The following is a 19509-nucleotide window of genomic DNA, read 5'->3' as shown; positions in this document are numbered from 1 at the left end:
GCCTCGTGCGACCTTGACGGCACTGTCGGCTCGTCCCGGCACGTCCCGGAAGACGCCGCCCTCGGCGTCGGCCTGAGAGAAGGAAGAAGGTGGGCGGACATGGCCGCCACCCAGAGGATCGTCGCGGGCGCTGTGGTCGCCGCGGCCGTAGCCGTGTCGCTCGCCGGCTGCACGACGGGAGCCGGGGTTCCTCCCGGTGCGAACGAAGGGGGGCCCGGCCCGCAGAAGGTCAAGGGCGCCCCGGCACCGGGGAGCGTGGTCCGCCTGATCGGCGACGGTTCCACCGCGTACACCGGGGCGCAGCCGCACCTGCCGAGGCCGGAACGGCTCAAGCCGGGCCAGAAGCCCCCGCAGTTCGTGGTCTTCTCCTGGGACGGGGCGGGCGAGGACAGCCAGAAGCTGTTCTCCCACTTCCGCAAGGTCGCCAAGGAGAACCACGCGACGATGACGTACTTCCTGAGCGGCGTGTACATGCTGCCCAAGGAGAAGCGTGACCTCTACAAGCCGCCACAGCACTCGCCGGGCCGCTCGGACATCGGTTTCAACGACGAGCAGGGCATCGCCGACACCGTGAAGCAACTGCGTATGGCGTGGCTGGAGGGCAACGAGATCGGCACCCACTTCAACGGCCACTTCTGCGGCCCGAACGGTGGCGTCGGCGAGTGGTCCGTCAGCGAGTGGAAGGACGAGATCGCCCAGGCCAAGCGATTCGTCGAGTCATGGAAGACCAACAGCGGCATGACAAAGTCGTCCCCGCTGCCCTTCGACTACGACAAGGAGCTCATCGGCGCCCGCACTCCCTGTCTGGAGGGCCGGGACAACTTCGTGAAGGCCGCCGCCCAGCTGGGCTTCCGCTACGACACCAGCGGCGTGAACAACCAGGTCTGGCCGAAGAGGCGGGAAGGTCTGTGGGACCTGTCCATGCAGCTCGTGCCCTTCCCCGGCCACACCTACGAGCAGCTCACCATGGACTACAACTTCATGGTCAACCAGTCGGGCACGAAGACCCAGGGCGACCCGGACAAGTACGCCCTCTGGGGCGACCAGATGCGGGACGGCCTGCTCAAGGGCTTCGAGCGCGCCTACGACGGCAATCGCGCACCGCTGGTCATCGGCAACCACTTCGAGTCCTGGAACGGCGGCACCTACACGCGCGCCCTCGACCAGGTCATCGGGAACGTCTGCAACAAGCCCGAGGTGCGCTGCGTCTCCTTCCGGCAGCTCGCCGACTGGCTGGACGCCCAGGACCCGCAGATCCTGGCCAGACTGCGCACCCTGGAGGTGGGTCAAGCCCCCGGGCAGGGCTGGGCGTCCTTCCTGTCGGCGCGCCCGGCCCCCGCTCCCAAGGGTGTGCCCGGGGCGCCGCCGGCCAACGGGTAGCCCTCGCTTCCGGGAGGGCGACGGCCGGCTCGGCTACGCGGGGGCGGTGACCCCCTCGCCGAGCACGAACCCGGGGTCGATCTGTGCCGCCAGGTCGGCCCCGGTGCGCTCGTTTCCCCAGGACTGGGCGTTCTTCAGGTGGAAGTGCACCATCTGCCGTGTGTAGCGCTCCCAGTCGCGCTGTTCGTAGGTCGCGTCGGTGGCCGTGTGCAGCAGGCGCAGGGCGCGGCGGTTGCCGTCCTCCAGGAGCTCGAACCGGGGCGGCCGGCCCTTCTCCATCGCGCGCACCCAGTCCGAGTGCCCGACCGTCACCAGCAGGTCGTCGCCGACCTCGCTGCGCAGGAAGTCGATGTCGTCCTGGTTCTGCACCTTGTTGCCGACGACCTTCAGGGCGACGCCGAAGTCGCGGGCGTACTCCTTGTACTGGCGATAGACGGAGACCCCCTTCCGGGTCGGCTCGGCGACGAGGAACGTGATGTCGAAGCGGGTGAACATGCCGGAGGCGAAGGAGTCCGAACCTGCCGTCATGTCGACCACGACATACTCGCCGGGGCCGTCCGCCAGGTGGTTCAGGCAGAGCTCCACCGCGCCCGTCTTGGAGTGGTAGCAGGCGACCCCCAGGTCGGAGTCGGCGAAGGGGCCGGTGACCATCAAACGGACGGCGCCGCCGTCGAGTTCCACCGGTCGGGCGCAGGCGTCGTAGACCGGATTGGGGTCCCGGACCCGCAGCAGACGCGAGCCCTCGCCGGGAGGTGTCGTCTTGATCATCGTCTCGGCGGAGGCGATGCGCGGGTTGGAGCCGCGCAGATAGTCCTTGATCAGCCGAAGCTGACCGCCCATGGCGGGCAGCCTCGCCGCCTCCTGCTCGTCGAGGCCGAGGGCGGCGCCCAGGTGCTGGTTGATGTCGGCGTCGACGGCGACGACCGGCGCTCCGGCGGCCGCGAGATGACGGATGAACAGGGAGGACAGGGTCGTCTTGCCGCTGCCGCCCTTCCCGACGAAAGCAATTTTCATGTTCACCAAGCGTAGTGGTGCGATCGCTGTGCGTGGCTAGGGGGTGAAGAAGACCACTCCTTCGTGGGGTGCGCCCCCAGGGTGCGTAATGTCGTACTCATGAGTACGACAGGTGCGTCCGCCGATCCGCTCGCGGCCCTGGGGTCGCTGCCCGGGGTGGCCGAGTCCGTGGAGTCCGTGCGCAAGGCCGTGGACCGGGTCTACGGCCACCGGGTCATGCGCCGCCGCAGCAACGAGATCACCTCCGAGGCGGCGCTGCGGGGCGCCAGGGGTTCCGCGGCCCTGTCCGGCGCGGACTGGGGACTCGAGGAGGTGCGTCGGCGCACCGACTTCAGTGGTGACGACGAGGCGCGCGTCATGGGTGCGGCGCTCCGGCTGACCGCCGAGGCGGGCCAACTGCTGTCCATCTGGCGGCAGTCGCCGCTCAGGGTGCTGGCCCGGCTGCATCTGGTCGCCGCCGCGAGCCAGGGGGGCGAGGTCGGACGGCCGCGTCAGGCGGGCGAGGAGGTCGACGAGCCCCTGGTCGAGCTGTCGCTGCCGGGCGCGGCCGAGGTGTCCGGCCGGCTGGAGGGTCTGTCCGAGCTGATCATCGCGGGCGGTTCGGCACCGGCTCTGGTGACGGCGGCCGTGGTCCACGGGGAGATCCTCGCGCTGCGCCCGTTCACCTCGCACAACGGTCTGGTGGCACGCAGCGCCGAGCGCATCGTGCTGGTCGGCAGCGGTCTCGACCCCAAGTCGGTCTGCCCGGCCGAGGTCGGCCACGCCGAGCTGGGCCGGGCGGCCTACCTCGCGGCCCTGGACGGCTATGTGTCGGGCACCCCGGAGGGAATGGCCGCCTGGATCACCCACTGCGGCCGGGCGGTCGGGCTGGGGGCCCGTGAGTCGACGGCGGTGTGCGAGGCGCTGCAGCGCGGGGCGGCATGAGAAGAGGCCCCGAAGGGGCCTCGCAGGGTTGCGGCGGTACGGAGATCCGTACCGCCGCTGGCATGTTCACCCGGTTACCAGGCGTCCTCGATATGTACCCATCAGGCCGGGAGCTTTGCCCGTACCTGGTGCGGCTGGCCCGTAATCGACGGGTCGACGTCGCGTGGGTGCCCGGTGTCCATGCGGGGTCCGTGGGGCCAAATGCGTTTAAAAGGTGATCCTCTCGGATGTCCTTCGGTCTCGCGGGCCACTGATTCCTTTGTACTGCACGCCCGGGGGAAGCGGAACCCCTGACCGCACTTCTTTACTTTCAGTATCAAAGACGTGCTAATCAGTCACCAATGTCGCAAAGGGTGCCGGATCAGGGCGAAGTCGCAGGTCAGGCTACGGCCGATCGACGCCGGCTCGCGTACCAGACCAGCCCCGCCGTGGCCGCCGCGGCTCCTATCGCCGCGGCCGCGACGAGGACGGGCCGGGTCGGTACGGCGAGCCCCGGAATGCGCTGCTTCAGTCGCACCGGCCGGTGGAAGTCGAGGACCGGCCAGCCCTGTGCGACCGCCTCGCGGCGCAGCGCGCGGTCCGGGTTCACGGCGTGCGGATGGCCCACGGAGCGGAGCATCGGCAGGTCGGTCGCGGAGTCGCTGTAGGCGTAGCAGCGGGCGAGGTCGTAGCCCTCGGACTCGGCCAGCTCCTTGATCGCCTCGGCCTTCGTCGGGCCGTAGGCGTAGTACTCCACCTCTCCGGTGAAGCAGCCGTCGTCGCCCACGACCATCCGGGTGGCCACCACGCGGTCCGCGCCGAGCAGCTCGCCGATCGGTTCGACCACTTCGGCGCCCGACGTGGACACGATCACCACGTCGCGTCCCGCGGTGTGGTGCGTCTCGATGAGGGAGGCGGCCTCGTCGTAGATGATCGGGTCGATCAGGTCGTGAAGGGTCTCGGCGACGAGTTCCTTCACCTGCTGGACGTTCCAGCCGCGGCACATCGCGGACAGGTACGCACGCATGCGTTCCATCTGGTCGTGGTCCATGCCGCCCAGCATGAAGACGAACTGGGCGTATGCGGTCCGCAAGGCGACCCTGCGGTTGATCAGTCCGCCTTGGTAGAAGGACTTGCTGAAGGTGAGTGTGCTCGACTTCGCAATGACCGTCTTGTCCAGGTCGAAGAAGGCGGCTGCGCGGGGCAAGGAGTGGTTTTCCACGCCCCGAGCATAGGCGCAGCCCATTCGGCGTAAGGTGGGCGCGTGGGTTTGCCTGAGAGGGCTCTCGGGTACACCATGGAAGTCACGGATCGTTCGCGACCGTGCTAACCCGGTCCGACTCCTCCCCCCCCGAGTCGGCCGTGGAGACGACCCCCGCTCTCCCCCCCGGCGGGGGTCGTCGCATGTCCGGATGGGTTTTCCCCACTTCTGCGCGGCCGCGGAGCCGCTTCTGGGCGGCCGAGGCCGCCCTCTTCGCGCACCCATGATCGGTCACTGTGCGTAGTCGTCGGGCTCCTCTGTGGAAGTCGCGCACATGCCGGTGCGGGCTCTCCGGTATGGGCGACGGCGATATTCACAACAGGCGGGTTGTCCACAGTTTTCGACCAAGATCCACAAGATTTCCGGGATCGCTGCACCGTGATTCCGACGCGTCCGGCCCACGGCGAGTTCCATGGCCGGTTCCGATTGCCGGTCGCGTTCGGCCGGTTTCCGGCCGCCGTTCATAGGGCGGCCGGACGACGGGTCTTCACACGTTCGGGAATCGCGGGGCCGCGGAGGCTGCGCGAGAAGCAGCGAAGGGGGATGGAAACCGTGGCCGGAACCGTCACACACGACCCGCCGCCGACCACCGGGGGCCGGCCGGGCAAGCCGTTGATCGTCACGGAGGACGCGGAGCTTCTGGACGACCTGCTCCGCCTGTGCGCGGCGGCCGGCGCCACACCCGAGGTCCACCACGGGGTGCCGAAACCGAGAGGCAGCTGGGACACCGCCCCCCTCGTCCTGGTCGGCGACGACGCCGCCCGGCGGGTGCGCGGGGCCGCCCGCAGGCGCGGCGTGGTGCTCGTCGGGCGGGACCAGGACGACTCGGGGGTGTGGCGGCGGGCGGTCGAGATCGGCGCCGACCACGTCCTGATGCTGCCGGACGGGGAGCAGTGGCTGGTCGACCGCATCGCCGACGTCGCCGAGGGCGTCGGCCGGCCCGCGCTCACCGTCGGCGTGATCGGCGGCCGTGGCGGTGCCGGAGCCTCCACGCTCGCGTGCGCCCTCGCCGTCACCTCCGCACGCGAGGGGCTGCGCACCCTGCTGGTGGACGCGGATCCGCTGGGCGGCGGACTCGACGTACTCCTCGGCGGCGAGACGGCCGAGGGGCTGCGCTGGCCCGCCTTCGCCGCCTCGCGCGGACGCGTCGGCGGCGGCGCCCTGGAGGAGTCCCTGCCGCGCCTGCACGCGTTGAGGGTGCTGAGCTGGGACCGCGGCGACTGCGTCGCCATCCCGCCCCAGGCCGTGCGGGCGGTGCTCGCGGCGGCCCGGCGCCGGGGCGGCACCGTGGTCGTGGACCTGCCGCGCCGCATCGACGACGGGGTGGCCGAGGCGCTCGCCCAGCTCGATCTGGGACTGCTCGTGGTCCCCGCCGAACTGCGCGCCGTGGCGGCGGCGGGACGGGTGGCGTCGGCCGTCGGCATGGTCCTGCGCGACCTGCGGGTGGCGGTCCGCGGGCCTTACTCGCCCGGACTCGACGACCGCGAAGTGGCGCGGCTGCTCGGCCTGCCCCTGGCCGGCGAGGTGCCCGCGGAGTCCGCGCTGCTGCGGCCGAACGGGGGCAAGGCGCCACCGGGAGCGGCGGCGCGAGGACCGCTCGCGCGGTTCTGCAAGGAGTTCTGGGCACGGGCCCTGGTCGAGACGGCCGGTCCGTGAGCACCTTCCCCGAAACCGGGCGGGCCACCGGCTCGGCGCTCCTGGACGGCGTACGGCAGTGGCTGGCCGAGAGCGGCGCCGAGCCGACCCCCGCGCGCGTGGCGCAGGCCCTGCGCGAACAGGGACGGGTCCTCGGGGACGCCGAAGTGCTCGGTGCCGCCGAGCAACTGCGCTGCGAACTGGTCGGCAGCGGGCCGCTGGAGGCACTGCTGGGGGATCCCACGGTGACCGACGTGCTGGTCTCGGCTCCGGACCGGGTCTGGGTGGACCGGGGCGGCGGGCTTGAACTGACCGCGGTCACCTTCCCGGACGCGGCGGCCGTACGGCGCCTCGCGCAACGGCTGGCCGCGGTGGCCGGACGTCGGCTCGACGACGCGCGGCCCTGGGCCGACGCCCGGCTGCCGGACGGCACCCGGCTGCACGCGGTGCTGCCCCCGGTCGCCGTCGGCTGCACCTGCCTCTCACTGCGGGTGGTGCGACCTCGTGCCTTCACCCTCGACGAGTTGGTCGCGGCGGGCACCGTGCCGCCGGGCGGGGACCGGGTGCTGCGGGCGCTGCTGAGGGCCCGGCTGTCCTTCGTGATCAGCGGCGGCACCGGCAGCGGCAAGACGACCCTGCTGAGCGCGCTGCTCGGGCTCGTGGGTCCGGGGGAGCGGATCGTGCTCGCGGAGGACTCCGCGGAGCTGCGGCCGGATCATCCGCACGTCGTACGTCTGGAGGCGAGACCCGCCAACCAGGAGGGCGCGGGCCTCGTGACCCTTGAGGACCTGGTGCGGCAGGCGCTGCGGATGCGCCCGGACCGACTGGTCGTCGGCGAGGTGCGCGGCCCCGAAGTGGTCCATCTGCTGGCCGCGTTGAACACCGGTCACCAAGGCGGGTGCGGAACGGTCCACGCCAACGCGGCCGCCGACGTACCGGCCCGGCTGGAGGCGCTCGGCACCGCGGCCGGGCTCGACCGGGCCGCGCTGCACAGCCAGGTCGCGGCGGCGCTGTCGGTGGTTCTGCACCTCTCGCGCGACCGGGCGGGGCGGCGGCGGATCGCCGAGGTCCACGTGCTGGAGCGGGACGCGACGGGGCTGGTGCGGACGGTGCCGGCACTGCGCTGGGGCGCGCGGGCGTTCGCCCGCGAGCGGGGGTGGGAGCGGCTGCGGGAGCTGCTTCGCGGCCCGGACGGCGGGAACGGACGGGAGGGCGAGTGACGGCAGGCCGGAAGGCGGCGGAGGGAGGACGAGCAAGGGGGAGAGGACGGCGGGTCGGCCGGATGGGGCGGGGCGGCGGGTGGAGGTGTGACGGGTTCCGAGGGGTTCGAGTGACCGGTCCGTGTGACCGGTCCGTGTGACCGGTTCGGGGCGGACGGCAGGCTGGCGGACGCTCGGGCTCGACGGGCGGAGGTGCCGGATGACGAGAAGGGACGGCGCAAGACGTGAGCACGATGGGTGGGATCTCGTGGGGCGAGTCGGTGACGGGCGCGAGCGTGGCGTGCGCGGGAGCGGCCGTCTGGTGGACGGGCGGTCGGCACTCCGCGGCCCGGCGGGCGCAACTGCTGCTCGCGGGCGGCGGGGCGGTCGCCACCGGACCGCCCGTATTGCGGCGGCTGTCCGGTGGACTGCGGCAGATCCGCGAACGCTGGCGGGCCGAGTGGTGGGCGCTGGCCGCCGGACTGGTGCTGGCGGTGCTGGGGGCCTCGGTGCTGCCGGTCGCCGTGGGGGCCGCCGGGGTGCCGCTGGCGCGCCGGGCGCGGCTGGCCGGCCGGGCCGGAAAAGCGCGGGAGCGCCGGGAAGACGCGGTCATCGCTCTCTGCGGGACGCTCGCCGGAGAGGTGCGGGCCGGGCGGCAGCCGGGTGAGGCGCTGATGCGCGCCGCACGCGACTGCGAGGGGCTCGGGGACGCGCAGGCGGCGGTGCTGGCGGCGGCGAGGTTCGGCGGGGACGTCCCGACGGTGCTCGCGGCCGCGGCTCGGCAACCGGGGGCCGAGGGACTGCTGGGACTCGCGGCGTGCTGGCGGGTGGCCGTGGACCGGGGTGCGGGCCTCGCGGCCGGACTCGACCGGATCGAGCGGGCGCTGCGCGCCGAACGGGACCAGCGAGCCGACCTCCGTGCCCAGCTGGCCGGTGCCCGCTCCACGGCGGTGATGCTCGCCGGTCTGCCCGCCCTGGGGCTCCTCCTCGGCGGCGCGCTGGGCGCCGACCCGCTGCACGTGCTCCTGCACACCGGGGCCGGCCTGGGCTGTCTGCTGGCCGGCGCTCTCCTCGAGGGCGTCGGGATGTGGTGGGCGCTGCGGATCGTACGAGGGGCGGAGGTCGCGTGAGCGTGGGAGCGGAAGTTTTCCACAGGTTGGGGGTGACCTTGGGGGTGGCGCTCGTCCTCGGTGGGCTGGGGTCCTGGGCGGCGGCCGTGCGGCGACGGCGCAGGGTACGGCTGCGGATCGCCGAACTGCTCGCCCTGGAGTCGGAATCGACGGGTGGCCGCCCCGAGATCGGTGAAGCCGTACGGCGCTGGCTGCCCTGGGCGGGGGCGGTGACCGCCGGATGGGTGGTGGTCGGCGGCCTCGCAGGAGTGCTGGCCGGCGTGCTCATGGCGGCCGGGCTGCGGCGGTGGCGTCTGCGGCAGGCGCAGGCGTCCGCAGGCAGCGCGGCGGACGTCGACGTGGGGGAGGCCGCCCGGCAGCTCCCGCTCGCCGCGGAACTGCTGGGTGCCTGTGTCGAGGCCGGAGCCGGTCCGGTGATCGCCGCCCAGGCGACCGGCGAGGCGCTCGGCGGCCCGGTCGGGTCGGCGCTGGTGTGCGGCGCCGCGGAGGTGCGGCTCGGGGGCGAACCGGGCGAGGCCTGGCGGCGGCTGGCCTCGATCCCGGGCGCCGAGGCCCTGGCGCGGCTGCTGGAGCGGGCCGGTGTCTCCGGGCTCCCCGCGGCGGGCCCCGTCGCACGGTTCGCCGCGGACGCCCGCGCGGAACGGGCGCGTGACGCGGCGGTACGGGCCAGACGGGCGGCGGTGCTGGTCACCGTGCCGGTGGGGCTGTGCTTCCTGCCCGCGTTCATCGCCGTCGGCGTACTGCCCGTGGTGATCGGGCTGGCGGGCGAAGTGCTAGGAGGAGGTGGCGGATGACCGGACGACAGGCCTGAGGGCGCACGACCGGGAGCGAGGGCCGGCACCGGGCCGGCCGGCACGGACCAGAGAGATCGACGGAACCGGACCTTACGGGGGCTGAGATGTACAAGACGGTACGGGTGCGGCTGCGCGCCCTGAAGCACAGGGCACGTGCGGTACGTGAGGACGCGGGGATGGTCACGTCCGAGTACGCGATGGGGATCGTCGCGGCAGTGGCGTTCGCCGTGCTCCTCTACAAAGTGGTGACGAGCGGCGAGGTCGGCGCGGAGCTGGAGGCCATCGTGAAGCGAGCGCTCAGTGCGTCGATGTGAGAGGGGAGCGGACCGGGGGTTCGTGACGGCCGAGTCGGCGGTGGTGCTGCCCGTGCTGGTGCTGTTCGCGCTGGCGCTGGTGTGGGGGCTGCTCGTGGCGGCCGTACGGATCCAGTGCGCGGACGCGGCGCGGACGGGGGCACGGGCGGCGGCCCGTCAGGACTCGCCCGACGCGGTCCTGGAGGTCACCAGGTCGGCGGCACCGAGCGGTGCGGAGGTCACGGTGGGCCGTTCGGGTGACCAGGTCCGTGTGGTGGTCGTGGCCAGGCCACCGGCGCTGCACGGGCTGCCGTTCGAGGTACGGGAGGAGGCCGTGGCATGGGCCGAGGAAACGGTGGAGTCGGCGGAGGCGGATCCATGACGGGGCGTCGAGGGCTCAGGGCGGTCCGAGGACTCCGGGCGGAGGGCGCCGGACGCGACGGCGGGCCGTGCTCGGACCGCGGTTCCGCCACCGTCTGGAGCGTCGGAGCGCTCGCCGTGCTGTGCGTGGTGTTCGGGGTGGTGCTGGCGCTGGGCCAGGCCGTCCTGACCCGGCACCGGGCGGCCGGCGGAGCGGACCTCGCGGCGCTCGCGGCGGCCGACCACGCGGCGGAGGGCGGCACGGCGGCCTGCGCGCGGGCCGAGCGGGTGGCTCGGGCCCAGGGCACCCGGCTGGTGCGGTGCGCCGTGGTGGGCGCCGTCTCGGACGTGTCCGCGGCCTCGGGGCGGGGGCCGTTCGAGGCCGAGGTCAGGGCCCGGGCGGGCCCGGCGGGTCCGCCGGGACAGGTCCCGCGGACCCTCCCCGCGCCGCTTCCCGGCCCCGCGCCGACCGGGGGACCCGCCCCTGCTCCCGCGCCGGTCCCGCGACCCGGCCCTATTCCTGTGCCGGTCCCGCGACCCGGCCCTATTCCCGTGCCGGTCCCGGGAGCCGCCCCGACTCCGGCGCTCCCCGATCCTGCGCCTCGTCCTGCGGCGCATCCTGTGCTCCGTCCTGCGGTTCCTCCCGCGGAGCTTCCCGCAGCAGAACCGTGAGCAGGCGTACGGCGCCCCGCTTGTGCAGGGGATCGTTCCCGTTGCCGCACTTGGGCGACTGGATGCAGGACGGGCAGCCGGCCTCGCACTCGCAGGCGGCGATGGCCTGACGGGTGGCGGTGAGCCAGGCGCGGGCGGTGTGGAAGGCGCGCTCCGCGAAGCCCGCGCCGCCGGGGTGGCCGTCGTAGACGAAGACCGTCGGCAGGAGGGTGTCGGGGTGCAGGGGTACGGACACGCCGCCGATGTCCCAGCGGTCGCAGGTCGCGAAGAGGGGCAGCATCCCGATCGAGGCGTGCTCGGCGGCGTGCAGGGCGCCGCCCAGGATCTCCGGGTTGATCCGGGCCTCGTCGAGCTGGTCCTCGGTGACCGTCCACCACACGGCCCGGGTCCGCAGCGTACGAGGGGGGAGGTCGAGCTTCGTCTCGCCCAGCACCTCACCGGTGATGACGCGTCTGCGCAGGAAGGAGACGACCTGGTTGGTGACCTCCACGGAGCCGTAGCACAGGCGGCCGTCGCCCCAGGGGATCTCGGTGTCGGTCTCCAGGACGGAGATCGACGTGGTGTCGCGGGCGACCGTCGAGTACGGCGGGGCGGCCTCTTCGACCAGGGCGACCGAGTCCTCCAGGTCGAGGGAGCGGACGAGGTACGTACGTCCCTGGTGGAGGTGGACCGCGCCCTCGTGGACGGCGGTGTGGGAGGCGCTCTCGTCGACCGTGCCCAGCAGTCGGCCCGTGCCCTCCTCGACGATCTGCACCGGCCTTCCGCCCTCGCCGCGGATGTCGGTCAGGTCGGCGGCCCGCTCCCGGCGGGTCCAGTGCCAGGCCTTCGTCCGCCGGCGCAGCAGCTTCGCGGCCTCCAGTTGCGGCAGCAGTTCCGCGGCCGCCGGACCGAAGAGGTCCAGGTCCTCCTCGACCAGCGGCAGCTCCGCCGCCGCCGCGCACAGGTGCGGGGCGAGGACGTAGGGATTGTCGGGGTCGAGGACCGTCGATTCCACCGGTCGGTCGAACAGGGCCTCCGGATGATGGACGAGGAAGGTGTCCAGCGGATCGTCGCGGGCCACCAGGACGGCGAGGGCACCCTGCCCGGAGCGTCCGGCCCGGCCCGCCTGCTGCCACAGCGACGCGCGGGTGCCCGGGTAGCCGGTGATGAGCACGGCGTCCAGGCCCGACACGTCCACGCCGAGTTCCAGCGCGGTCGTGGCGGCGAGACCGAGGAGCTCGCCGGAGTGCAGGGCGCGTTCCAGGGCGCGGCGCTCCTCGGGGAGGTAGCCGCCGCGATACGCCGCGACACGCCGGGCCAGTGAACGATCCACCTCGGCGAGACGCTCCTGGGCGATGACGGCGATGAGCTCGGCGCCGCGCCGGGACCGTACGAAGGCGACCGTGCGTACGCCCTGCACGGCGAGGTCGGTGAGCAGGTCGGCCGTCTCGGCGGTGGCCGTCCGGCGTACCGGAGCGCCTTTCTCGCCCTGCATCTCGGTGAGCGGGGGCTCCCAGAGGGCGAACACCAGTTCACCGCGGGGCGAGGCGTCGTCGGCGACCTCGACCACCGGCAGGCCGGTCAGCCGGCGGGCGGCCACGGCCGGTTCGGCGGCGGTGGCGGACGCCAGCAGGAAGACCGGGGAGGCCCCGTAGCGGGCGCACAGGCGGCGCAGGCGGCGCAGCACCTGGGCGACATGGGAGCCGAAGACGCCCCGGTAGGTGTGGCACTCGTCGACGACGACGTATCTGAGCGACTTCAGGAAGGAGGACCAGCGCGGGTGGGACGGCAATATGCCGCGGTGGAGCATGTCCGGGTTGGTCAGGACGTAGTTGGCGTACTGGCGGACCCACTCGCGTTCCTCGAAGGGCGTGTCGCCGTCGTACACGGCCGGGCGTACGGCCTTGCCCAGGGGCTGCGCGAGTGCCTTCACCGCGCGGCACTGGTCGGCCGCCAGAGCCTTCGTGGGGGCCAGGTACAGGGCGGTGGCGCCGCGGCCGTTCGGGGCCTCGGAGCCGTCCAGGAGCGCGGACAGGACCGGGACGAGGTAGGCGAGGGACTTGCCGGACGCGGTGCCGGTCGCGACCACCACCGACTCGCCGTCCAGGGCGTGCTCGGCGACCTCCGCCTGGTGGGCCCAAGGGTGTTCGATGCCCGCGGACCGGACGGCCGCGACGACCTCGGAGCGAATCCGGTGAGGCCAGACGGCATGGCGACCCGCACGCGGGGGCAAGTGCTCCGTATGAGTGATGCGCGAAGCCCGGCTCGGCCCCGAGGCGAGCCGGTTCAGGACTGTGCTCGGCGCGGGGCGGGACTCGGGTTCCGCCGGGGATCGATCGGTTCGGTGATTCTCGGCCATCGGCACCGAGTGTGTCACTGGCGTGACGGACAATGGAGCCAAGGCGTCGTGCACGCCTGCCGGTAAGTGATTGAATGCCATCGCGGCTGGCGAACCGTCCTGGGGGCTCTGCCGAGGTGTCCCATGGGGCGACCGCTCGATAGCAAGGTGCTGGAGGATCCGTGGACCTGTCCCTGTCGACCCGTACCGTCGGCGATCGTACGGTCGTCGAGGTCGGTGGCGAAATCGACGTATATACCGCGCCCAAGTTGCGCGAACAGTTGGTCGAGCTGGTGAACGACGGCAATTTCCACCTCGTCGTCGACATGGAGGGCGTGGACTTCCTCGACTCCACCGGGCTCGGCGTGCTGGTCGGCGGCCTGAAGCGGGTGCGTGCCCACGAGGGCTCGCTGCGCCTGGTCTGCAACCAGGAGCGCATTCTGAAGATCTTCCGTATCACCGGTCTGACCAAGGTGTTCCCCATCCACACCTCGGTCGACGAAGCGGTGGCGGCGACCGACTGATCACCGTCCGGGCCGTGTGCCCGGGGGGTCGAGTTGAACACCAGGGGGACCGGGCTTTCGGCAGCCCGGCCCCCCGACCGCACGCCCGTAGTTCCGAGGGGGATGCATGGCCACCGTCGAACTCCGCTTCAGCGCGCTGCCCGAGCACGTCAGGACCGCCCGGCTCGTGGCGGCAGCGGTGGCGCGCAGGGCCGGGGTGGACGAGGCCGTCCTCGACGAGGTGCGGCTCGCCGTCGGCGAGGCGTGTTCCCGCGCCGTCGGACTGCACCGGAACGGTGCCATCACAGCGCCGATCCAGGTCCTGCTCGTCGAGGAGGAGAAACAGTTCTCCATCGAGGTCGGGGACGAGGCGCCGCACGCCCCCCGGGAGGGCTCGGTCGGCGACGTGGTCGAGGATCCGGACATCGAGGCCGAGGAGGACGAGATGGGCCTCGCGGTCATCAGCGGACTCGTCGACGACGTGGAGGTGTCCGCCGGACAGAGCGGCGGACGCATCCGCATGACCTGGCCGACCACCCCGCCCGCCGTCGCGTCGGTCTGACGCCCGATCGGCGCACCACCGCATCACCCCCGCACGGGCCCTGCTGAGCAGGGCCCTTCGTGTTTTCCTCACCCGTTCGCAGGAATGCGTGAAGAAATTCACGATCAATCGGGCGATCATTCGATCAAGCGCCCCCGCGAGCGTCAATGCTTTTAAGGCATTACCTCTTTCGGGGTCGATGGCGTGACCTCGATCATTTGCTGGAGAGCAAGTGAAGGCTAATTCCGTTTACCGCGCCCTGTTTTGATCAGGTTCCGGTACCTAGAATCCGTCCACATCTTGAGCTCAGCCCAAGCGTCAAGGAGGACGAATGGCGGGGCTTTCTACCCCTCAGCAGTTCGATCACCCCACAACCTTCGCAGCCGCAGTTCTGACCGACGACAATCGCGTCCTGGTGACCGTCATCGGTGTCGTGGCGCTGGCCGCCCTCGTGGTCGCGGGTGTCCTGGTGCGCCAGGTGCTCGCCGCGGGCGAGGGCACCGACAGCATGAAGAAGATCGCGGCGGCGGTCCAGGAAGGCGCCAACGCCTATCTGGCCCGGCAGTTGCGCACGCTCGGCGTATTCGCCGTGGTCGTCTTCTTCCTGCTCATGCTGCTGCCCGCGGACGACTGGAATCAGCGGGCCGGCCGGTCGATCTTCTTCCTGATCGGCGCCGGGTTCTCGGCGGCCACCGGCTATATCGGCATGTGGCTCGCCGTGCGCAGCAATGTGCGTGTCGCCGCGGCGGCCAGGGAAGCGACCCCGGCGGAGGGTGAGCCGGAAAAGGACCTCACCACCGTCTCGCACAAGGCAATGAAGATCGCTTTCCGCACGGGCGGCGTCGTCGGCATGTTCACGGTGGGGCTCGGTCTGCTGGGCGCCTCCTGCGTGGTGCTGGTGTACGCGGCCGACGCGCCGAAGGTGCTCGAGGGATTCGGCCTCGGCGCCGCCCTGATCGCCATGTTCATGCGAGTCGGCGGAGGTATCTTCACCAAGGCCGCCGACGTCGGCGCCGACCTGGTCGGCAAGGTCGAGAAGGGCATCCCGGAGGACGACCCGCGCAATGCCGCGACCATCGCCGACAACGTGGGCGACAACGTCGGCGACTGCGCGGGCATGGCGGCCGACCTGTTCGAGTCGTACGCCGTGACCCTGGTCGCCGCGCTGATCCTCGGCAAGGCGGCCTTCGGGAACTTCGGCCTCGCCTTCCCGTTGCTGGTGCCGGCGATCGGCGTCGTCACCGCGATGATCGGCATCTTCGCCGTGTCCCCGCGCCGCACCGACCGCAGTGGCATGTCCGCGATCAACCGGGGCTTCTTCATCTCCGCGGTGATCTCGGTCGTGCTGGTCGCGCTGGCGGTCTTCGTCTACCTGCCGTCGACGTACGCCGGTCTCGACGGCGTCACCGACGCGGCGATCAAGGGCAAGAGCGGCGATCCGCGGATCCTCGCCCTGGTCGCGGTGGCGATCGGCATCCTGCTCGCCGCCGTCATCCAGCAGCTGACCGGCTACTTCACCGAAACCACCCGCCGCCCGGTCAGGGACATCGGCAAGACCTCGCTGACCGGCCCGGCCACCGTCGTCCTCGCCGGTATCTCCGTCGGCCTGGAGTCGGCCGTCTACACCGCGCTGCTGATCGGCCTCGGTGTGTACGGCGCCTTCCTGCTCGGCGGTACGTCGATCATGCTGGCGCTGTTCGCCGTGGCGCTGGCCGGCACCGGTCTGCTCACCACGGTCGGTGTGATCGTCGCGATGGACACCTTCGGTCCGGTCTCCGACAACGCCCAGGGCATCGCCGAGATGTCCGGCGACGTCCAGGGGGCGGGCGCACAGGTGCTCACCAACCTGGACGCGGTCGGCAACACCACCAAGGCCATCACCAAGGGCATCGCCATCGCCACCGCGGTGCTGGCGGCGTCGGCGCTCTTCGGGTCGTACCGTGACGCGATCACCACCGGGGCGCAGGACGTCGGCGAGAAACTCACCGGAGCGGGCGCGCCGATGAGCCTGATGATGGACATCTCGCAGCCCAACAACCTCGTCGGCCTCATCGCCGGCGCGGCGGTCGTCTTCCTCTTCTCGGGCCTGGCGATCAACGCGGTGTCGCGTTCGGCGGGATCCGTGGTCTTCGAGGTGCGGCGGCAGTTCCGCGAGAAGCCGGGGATCATGGACTACACGGAGACCCCCGAGTACGGCAAGGTCGTCGACATCTGCACCAAGGACGCCCTGCGTGAACTCGCCACGCCCGGCCTGCTGGCCGTGATGGCACCGATCTTCATCGGCTTCACGCTCGGCATCGGCCCGCTCGGCGCGTACCTCGCGGGCGCGATCGGGGCGGGCACGCTGATGGCGGTGTTCCTCGCCAACTCCGGCGGCGCCTGGGACAACGCCAAGAAGCTCGTGGAGGACGGCCACCACGGCGGCAAGGGGAGCGAGGCGCACGCGGCCACGGTGATCGGCGACACGGTCGGCGACCCCTTCAAGGACACCGCCGGCCCCGCGATCAACCCGCTGCTGAAGGTGATGAACCTGGTGGCGCTGCTGATTGCGCCGGCTGTCATCAAGTTCTCCTACGGCCACGACAAGAGCATGGGGGTGAGGATCTCGATCGCGGTCCTCGCGCTCCTGGTCATCGTGGTCTCGGTGTACATCTCCAAGCGGCGCGGTATCGCCGTGGGCGACGAGGAGAACGCCGAGCGGGCCTCCAAGTCGGCCGATCCTGCGGTGGTTTCGTAGGCGGTCCGGGCGAGGCCGGGCTCACGGGCGGGCGGTGGCGCGTGTCGACGCGTCGCCGCCCGCCCTTGTGCGTGTTCGCGCCCCTGCTCGTGAGCCTTCTCTCACTTGGTGCAAATGGCTAAATAGATGCTCATAAGGGGCATTCGTCGAGGGTCTGTCGTCCGCGTGGCGTGTATGTTCCGGGGCCGAGAGCCATGGAAGGGACCAACCCGGTGAACAAGAAGCTCGCGGCCGCACTGTCCGGCGGTGCGGTACTGACAATGGCGCTGTCGGGATGTACCAGCAGCAGCAGCGACGACGGTGGCAGCGCGAAGCTGAGCGCCTGGGCCAAGCAGGTCTGCGACTCCGTCCAGCCGCAGGCCAAGAAGATCGCGGCCGCCAACGCCGCCATCCAGAAGCAGACCTCGGACAACAGCGCGCCGGCGGACGTCCAGAAGACCGACTCCCAGGCGTTCCAGGACATGTCGGACGCCTACAAGGCGATCGGCACCGCCGTCGAACAGGCGGGGGCGCCGGACAGCGGGGACGCCAAGAACGCCGAGAAGAAGCAGCAGGGCGCGGTCAAGGAGCTCGACGACATCGCGGCGTCGTACGCCTCCCTGAAGAAGCAGGTCGACGCGCTCGACACCAAGGACCAGGCCAAGTTCGCCGACGGTCTGAAGGACGTCGCCGCCGAGCTCGACAAGCTGAGCAAGAACGGCAACGGCGCCCTCAAGGAACTAGAGGCGGGCGACGTCGGCAAGGCCATGGCCGAGCAGGCGAGCTGCAAGTCCGCCGCGTCGTCGTCGGCGGCGGCGACAGCGGGCTGATCCGGCCCGCCCCCCACCACCTGCCCGGAGGCCCCGTACGTGCGCGTACGGGGCCTCCGGGCGTACGTACATGTTTCCGCCCGAGTGCGCGCGGTGCGGTGGGCGCGATCGCGCGGTCGGCCGGAGCGGACACGATCCGGAGCGGACACAATGGGGACGTGAGCAACTCCACCGACTCCACCCTCATCCCCCTGCCCTCCGCCGACCGCCCCGACGTCACCGCCGGTCTGCGCGACGCCCTGCTCGGTGCCTCCTTCACCGCCGACGGGCTGCTCGAACTGCTCGGCGCCCCCGCGTACACGGCGCTGGCGCGCAGCGAGACCGTCCCCGCGCTCCGGGCGACCCGTGGGGACACGCCGCTGGAGACGCTCGTCCGGCTGTTCCTGCTCCAGCAGCCCGTGCCGCACGCGCGCGTGGCGGGTGTGCTGCCCGTCGACGCGTGTCTGGAGAGCGGCTGGCTGGTGCGCGCCGGCGGGGACGAGGTCGCCGCGACCGTGGACGTACGGCCGTTCGGCGGACCCGACGGCGAGGACTGGTTCATCGTGTCGGACCTGGGCTGCGCGGTCGGCGGCGCGGGAGGCATCGGCGGCCGGGGCGGGCAGGCGGACACCGCCGTGGTCCTCGGTGTGGGCGGCGCGTCCACGACCCTCGCCGGCATCACCGTCCGCACCCCCGTCGGCTCCGCACTCGACCTCGGCACGGGCTCCGGTGTCCAGGCGCTGCACGCCGCCCAGCACGCCACGCGGGTGACGGCGACCGACCTCAACCCGCGTGCCCTGCACATCACCGCCCTCACCCTCGCGCTGTCCGGCGCACCGGCCGCCGACCTGCGCGAGGGCTCGCTGTTCGACCCGGTCCGCGACGACGAGACGTACGACCTGATCGTCTCCAACCCGCCGTTCGTGATCTCGCCGGGCGCCCGGCTGACGTACCGCGACGGCGGGATGGGCGGGGACGATCTGTGCCGCATGCTCGTTCAGCAGTCGGGACAGCGGCTGAACGAGGGCGGGTTCGCGCAGTTCCTCGCCAACTGGCAGCACGTGGAGGGGGAGGACTGGCAGGACAGGCTCAGGTCGTGGGTCCCGCGCGGCTGTGACGCCTGGATCGTGCAGCGCGAGGTGCAGGATGTCACGCAGTACGCCGAGCTGTGGCTCAGGGACGCGGGAGACCACCGCAGCGACCCGGTCGAGTACCAGGCGCGCTACGACGCATGGCTGGACGAGTTCGAGGCGCGCAAGGTGAAGGCCGTCGGCTTCGGCTGGATCACCCTGCGCCGGACGGCCGCCGAGCCCTCCGTCACCGTGGAGGAGTGGCCGCACTCCGTCGAACAACCGCTCGGTGACACGATCCGGGCGCACTTCGACCGCCTCGACTACCTGCGGGAGCACGACGACGCCGCGCTGCTCGCCGGTCACTTCAGGCTCGCCACCGAGATCGTCCAGGAGCAGGTCGGGCTGCCCGGCGCCGAGGATCCGGAGCATGTCGTGCTGCGTCAGCACCGGGGTATGCGCAGGGCCACCAAGGTGGACACGGTCGGCGCGGGCTTCGCGGGCGTGTGCGACGGCTCGTTGAGCGCGGGCCGCATCCTCGACGCCATCGCCCAACTGGTCGGCGAGGACCCGGTGCTGCTGCGCGACCGCACCCCCGCCCAGATCCGTCTGCTGGTGGAGCAGGGGTTCCTCGAACCGGAGCGGTGAGCCCGCGACCGGGTGCCCCGTGACTCCGTCCCGCCATGACCCCGTCGTCCGCCGTGCGGCTCCCGCCGCACGGCACCTCGGGTGACCGCGTCGGCATCCCGCTCCGGGACGTGAAACCGGCCAACATCCTCCGGCGCCGGACGCTTCGGCGACGCACCTGCGCACGCGTGCGTCACCGGTCACGGCATCGCGCTGCGGCCCGGGTCCCGCGAGCCCCGGTCGCCCGCCACCGCCGGCCTCTCGGCACGCGCCGGCCGTCCCGGC

Annotated in this window: 16 protein-coding genes and 1 pseudogene; 14 read left to right on the top strand and 3 right to left on the bottom strand. The window is 72.1% G+C overall.

Annotated features, from left to right (window positions below):
- Positions 1-99 precede the first annotated feature (99 nt).
- Positions 100-1380: a hypothetical protein gene (locus ACWC24_RS26080; RefSeq protein ID WP_450665292.1), complete on the top strand. Its 1281-nt coding sequence runs from the start codon at positions 100-102 to the stop codon at positions 1378-1380.
- A gap of 33 nt (positions 1381-1413) precedes the next feature.
- Here ACWC24_RS26080 and ACWC24_RS26075 read toward each other — a convergent pair whose 3' ends face one another.
- Entirely contained in the window at positions 1414-2394 is a 981-nt protein-coding gene (locus tag ACWC24_RS26075; protein WP_450665291.1) for an ATP-binding protein, read from the bottom strand.
- A 99-nt stretch (positions 2395-2493) separates the two neighbouring features.
- On the opposite strand from ACWC24_RS26075, the gene ACWC24_RS26070 reads away from it, so the two are divergent.
- Positions 2494-3318 carry an oxidoreductase gene (locus tag ACWC24_RS26070; protein WP_450665290.1) on the top strand — a complete coding sequence of 275 codons (825 nt, stop codon included), beginning with the start codon at positions 2494-2496 and terminating at the stop codon, positions 3316-3318.
- A gap of 379 nt (positions 3319-3697) precedes the next feature.
- Here ACWC24_RS26070 and ACWC24_RS26065 read toward each other — a convergent pair whose 3' ends face one another.
- Positions 3698-4543: an HAD family hydrolase gene (locus ACWC24_RS26065; protein WP_450665289.1), complete on the bottom strand. Its 846-nt coding sequence runs from the start codon at positions 4541-4543 to the stop codon at positions 3698-3700.
- Between the two features lie 558 nt (positions 4544-5101).
- Between ACWC24_RS26065 and ssd the strand changes: the two genes are divergently transcribed.
- From ssd to ACWC24_RS26030, 7 genes and pseudogenes are all read left to right on the top strand, one after another.
- Positions 5102-6214: a septum site-determining protein Ssd gene (ssd, locus tag ACWC24_RS26060; protein ID WP_450665288.1), complete on the top strand. Its 1113-nt coding sequence runs from the start codon at positions 5102-5104 to the stop codon at positions 6212-6214.
- Positions 6211-7413 (top strand): TadA family conjugal transfer-associated ATPase, encoded by a 1203-nt coding sequence (locus ACWC24_RS26055; RefSeq protein ID WP_450665287.1) that lies wholly within the window; start codon positions 6211-6213, stop codon positions 7411-7413. Before ssd ends, ACWC24_RS26055 begins: the two co-directional genes overlap by 4 nt.
- A gap of 233 nt (positions 7414-7646) precedes the next feature.
- Positions 7647-8522, top strand: a complete 876-nt coding sequence (locus tag ACWC24_RS26050) for a type II secretion system F family protein (protein WP_450665327.1) — start codon at positions 7647-7649, stop codon at positions 8520-8522.
- A 2-nt stretch (positions 8523-8524) separates the two neighbouring features.
- Complete coding sequence (locus tag ACWC24_RS26045) at positions 8525-9316, top strand: type II secretion system F family protein (RefSeq protein ID WP_450665286.1); 792 nt, start codon at positions 8525-8527, stop codon at positions 9314-9316.
- 104 nt (positions 9317-9420) lie between these two features.
- Positions 9421-9630: a DUF4244 domain-containing protein gene (locus ACWC24_RS26040; RefSeq protein WP_450665285.1), complete on the top strand. Its 210-nt coding sequence runs from the start codon at positions 9421-9423 to the stop codon at positions 9628-9630.
- Positions 9617-9991 (top strand): TadE family type IV pilus minor pilin, encoded by a 375-nt coding sequence (locus ACWC24_RS26035; RefSeq protein WP_450665284.1) that lies wholly within the window; start codon positions 9617-9619, stop codon positions 9989-9991. The genes ACWC24_RS26040 and ACWC24_RS26035 overlap by 14 nt, the downstream gene beginning before the upstream one ends.
- Positions 9988-10452: pseudogene (locus tag ACWC24_RS26030) on the top strand (Rv3654c family TadE-like protein); the annotation flags it as partial. The gene ACWC24_RS26035 and the pseudogene ACWC24_RS26030, both read left to right, overlap by 4 nt.
- Before the next feature lie 61 nt (positions 10453-10513).
- Here ACWC24_RS26030 and ACWC24_RS26025 read toward each other — a convergent pair.
- The gene (locus tag ACWC24_RS26025; RefSeq protein ID WP_450665283.1) at positions 10514-13060 is read right to left on the bottom strand and encodes a DEAD/DEAH box helicase; all 2547 of its coding nucleotides are present in this window, start codon (positions 13058-13060) and stop codon (positions 10514-10516) included.
- 80 nt (positions 13061-13140) lie between these two features.
- On the opposite strand from ACWC24_RS26025, the gene bldG reads away from it, so the two are divergent.
- From bldG to ACWC24_RS26000, 5 genes are all read left to right on the top strand, one after another.
- On the top strand, positions 13141-13482 hold the full coding sequence (gene bldG, locus ACWC24_RS26020; protein WP_009189842.1) for an anti-sigma factor antagonist BldG: 342 nt from the start codon (positions 13141-13143) through the stop codon (positions 13480-13482).
- A gap of 106 nt (positions 13483-13588) precedes the next feature.
- Positions 13589-14023, top strand: a complete 435-nt coding sequence (locus ACWC24_RS26015; RefSeq protein ID WP_450665282.1) for an ATP-binding protein — start codon at positions 13589-13591, stop codon at positions 14021-14023.
- Between the two features lie 310 nt (positions 14024-14333).
- Positions 14334-16739: a sodium-translocating pyrophosphatase gene (locus ACWC24_RS26010; protein ID WP_450665281.1), complete on the top strand. Its 2406-nt coding sequence runs from the start codon at positions 14334-14336 to the stop codon at positions 16737-16739.
- A 194-nt stretch (positions 16740-16933) separates the two neighbouring features.
- Positions 16934-17548, top strand: a complete 615-nt coding sequence (locus ACWC24_RS26005; RefSeq protein WP_450665280.1) for a small secreted protein — start codon at positions 16934-16936, stop codon at positions 17546-17548.
- A gap of 158 nt (positions 17549-17706) precedes the next feature.
- Positions 17707-19245, top strand: a complete 1539-nt coding sequence (locus ACWC24_RS26000) for a DUF7059 domain-containing protein (RefSeq protein WP_450665279.1) — start codon at positions 17707-17709, stop codon at positions 19243-19245.
- The last annotated feature ends 264 nt before the right edge of the window (positions 19246-19509 follow it).

It is taken from the genome of Streptomyces sp. NPDC001443 (assembly GCF_053597355.1).
This window is presented reverse-complemented; position numbering and strand designations above follow the sequence as displayed.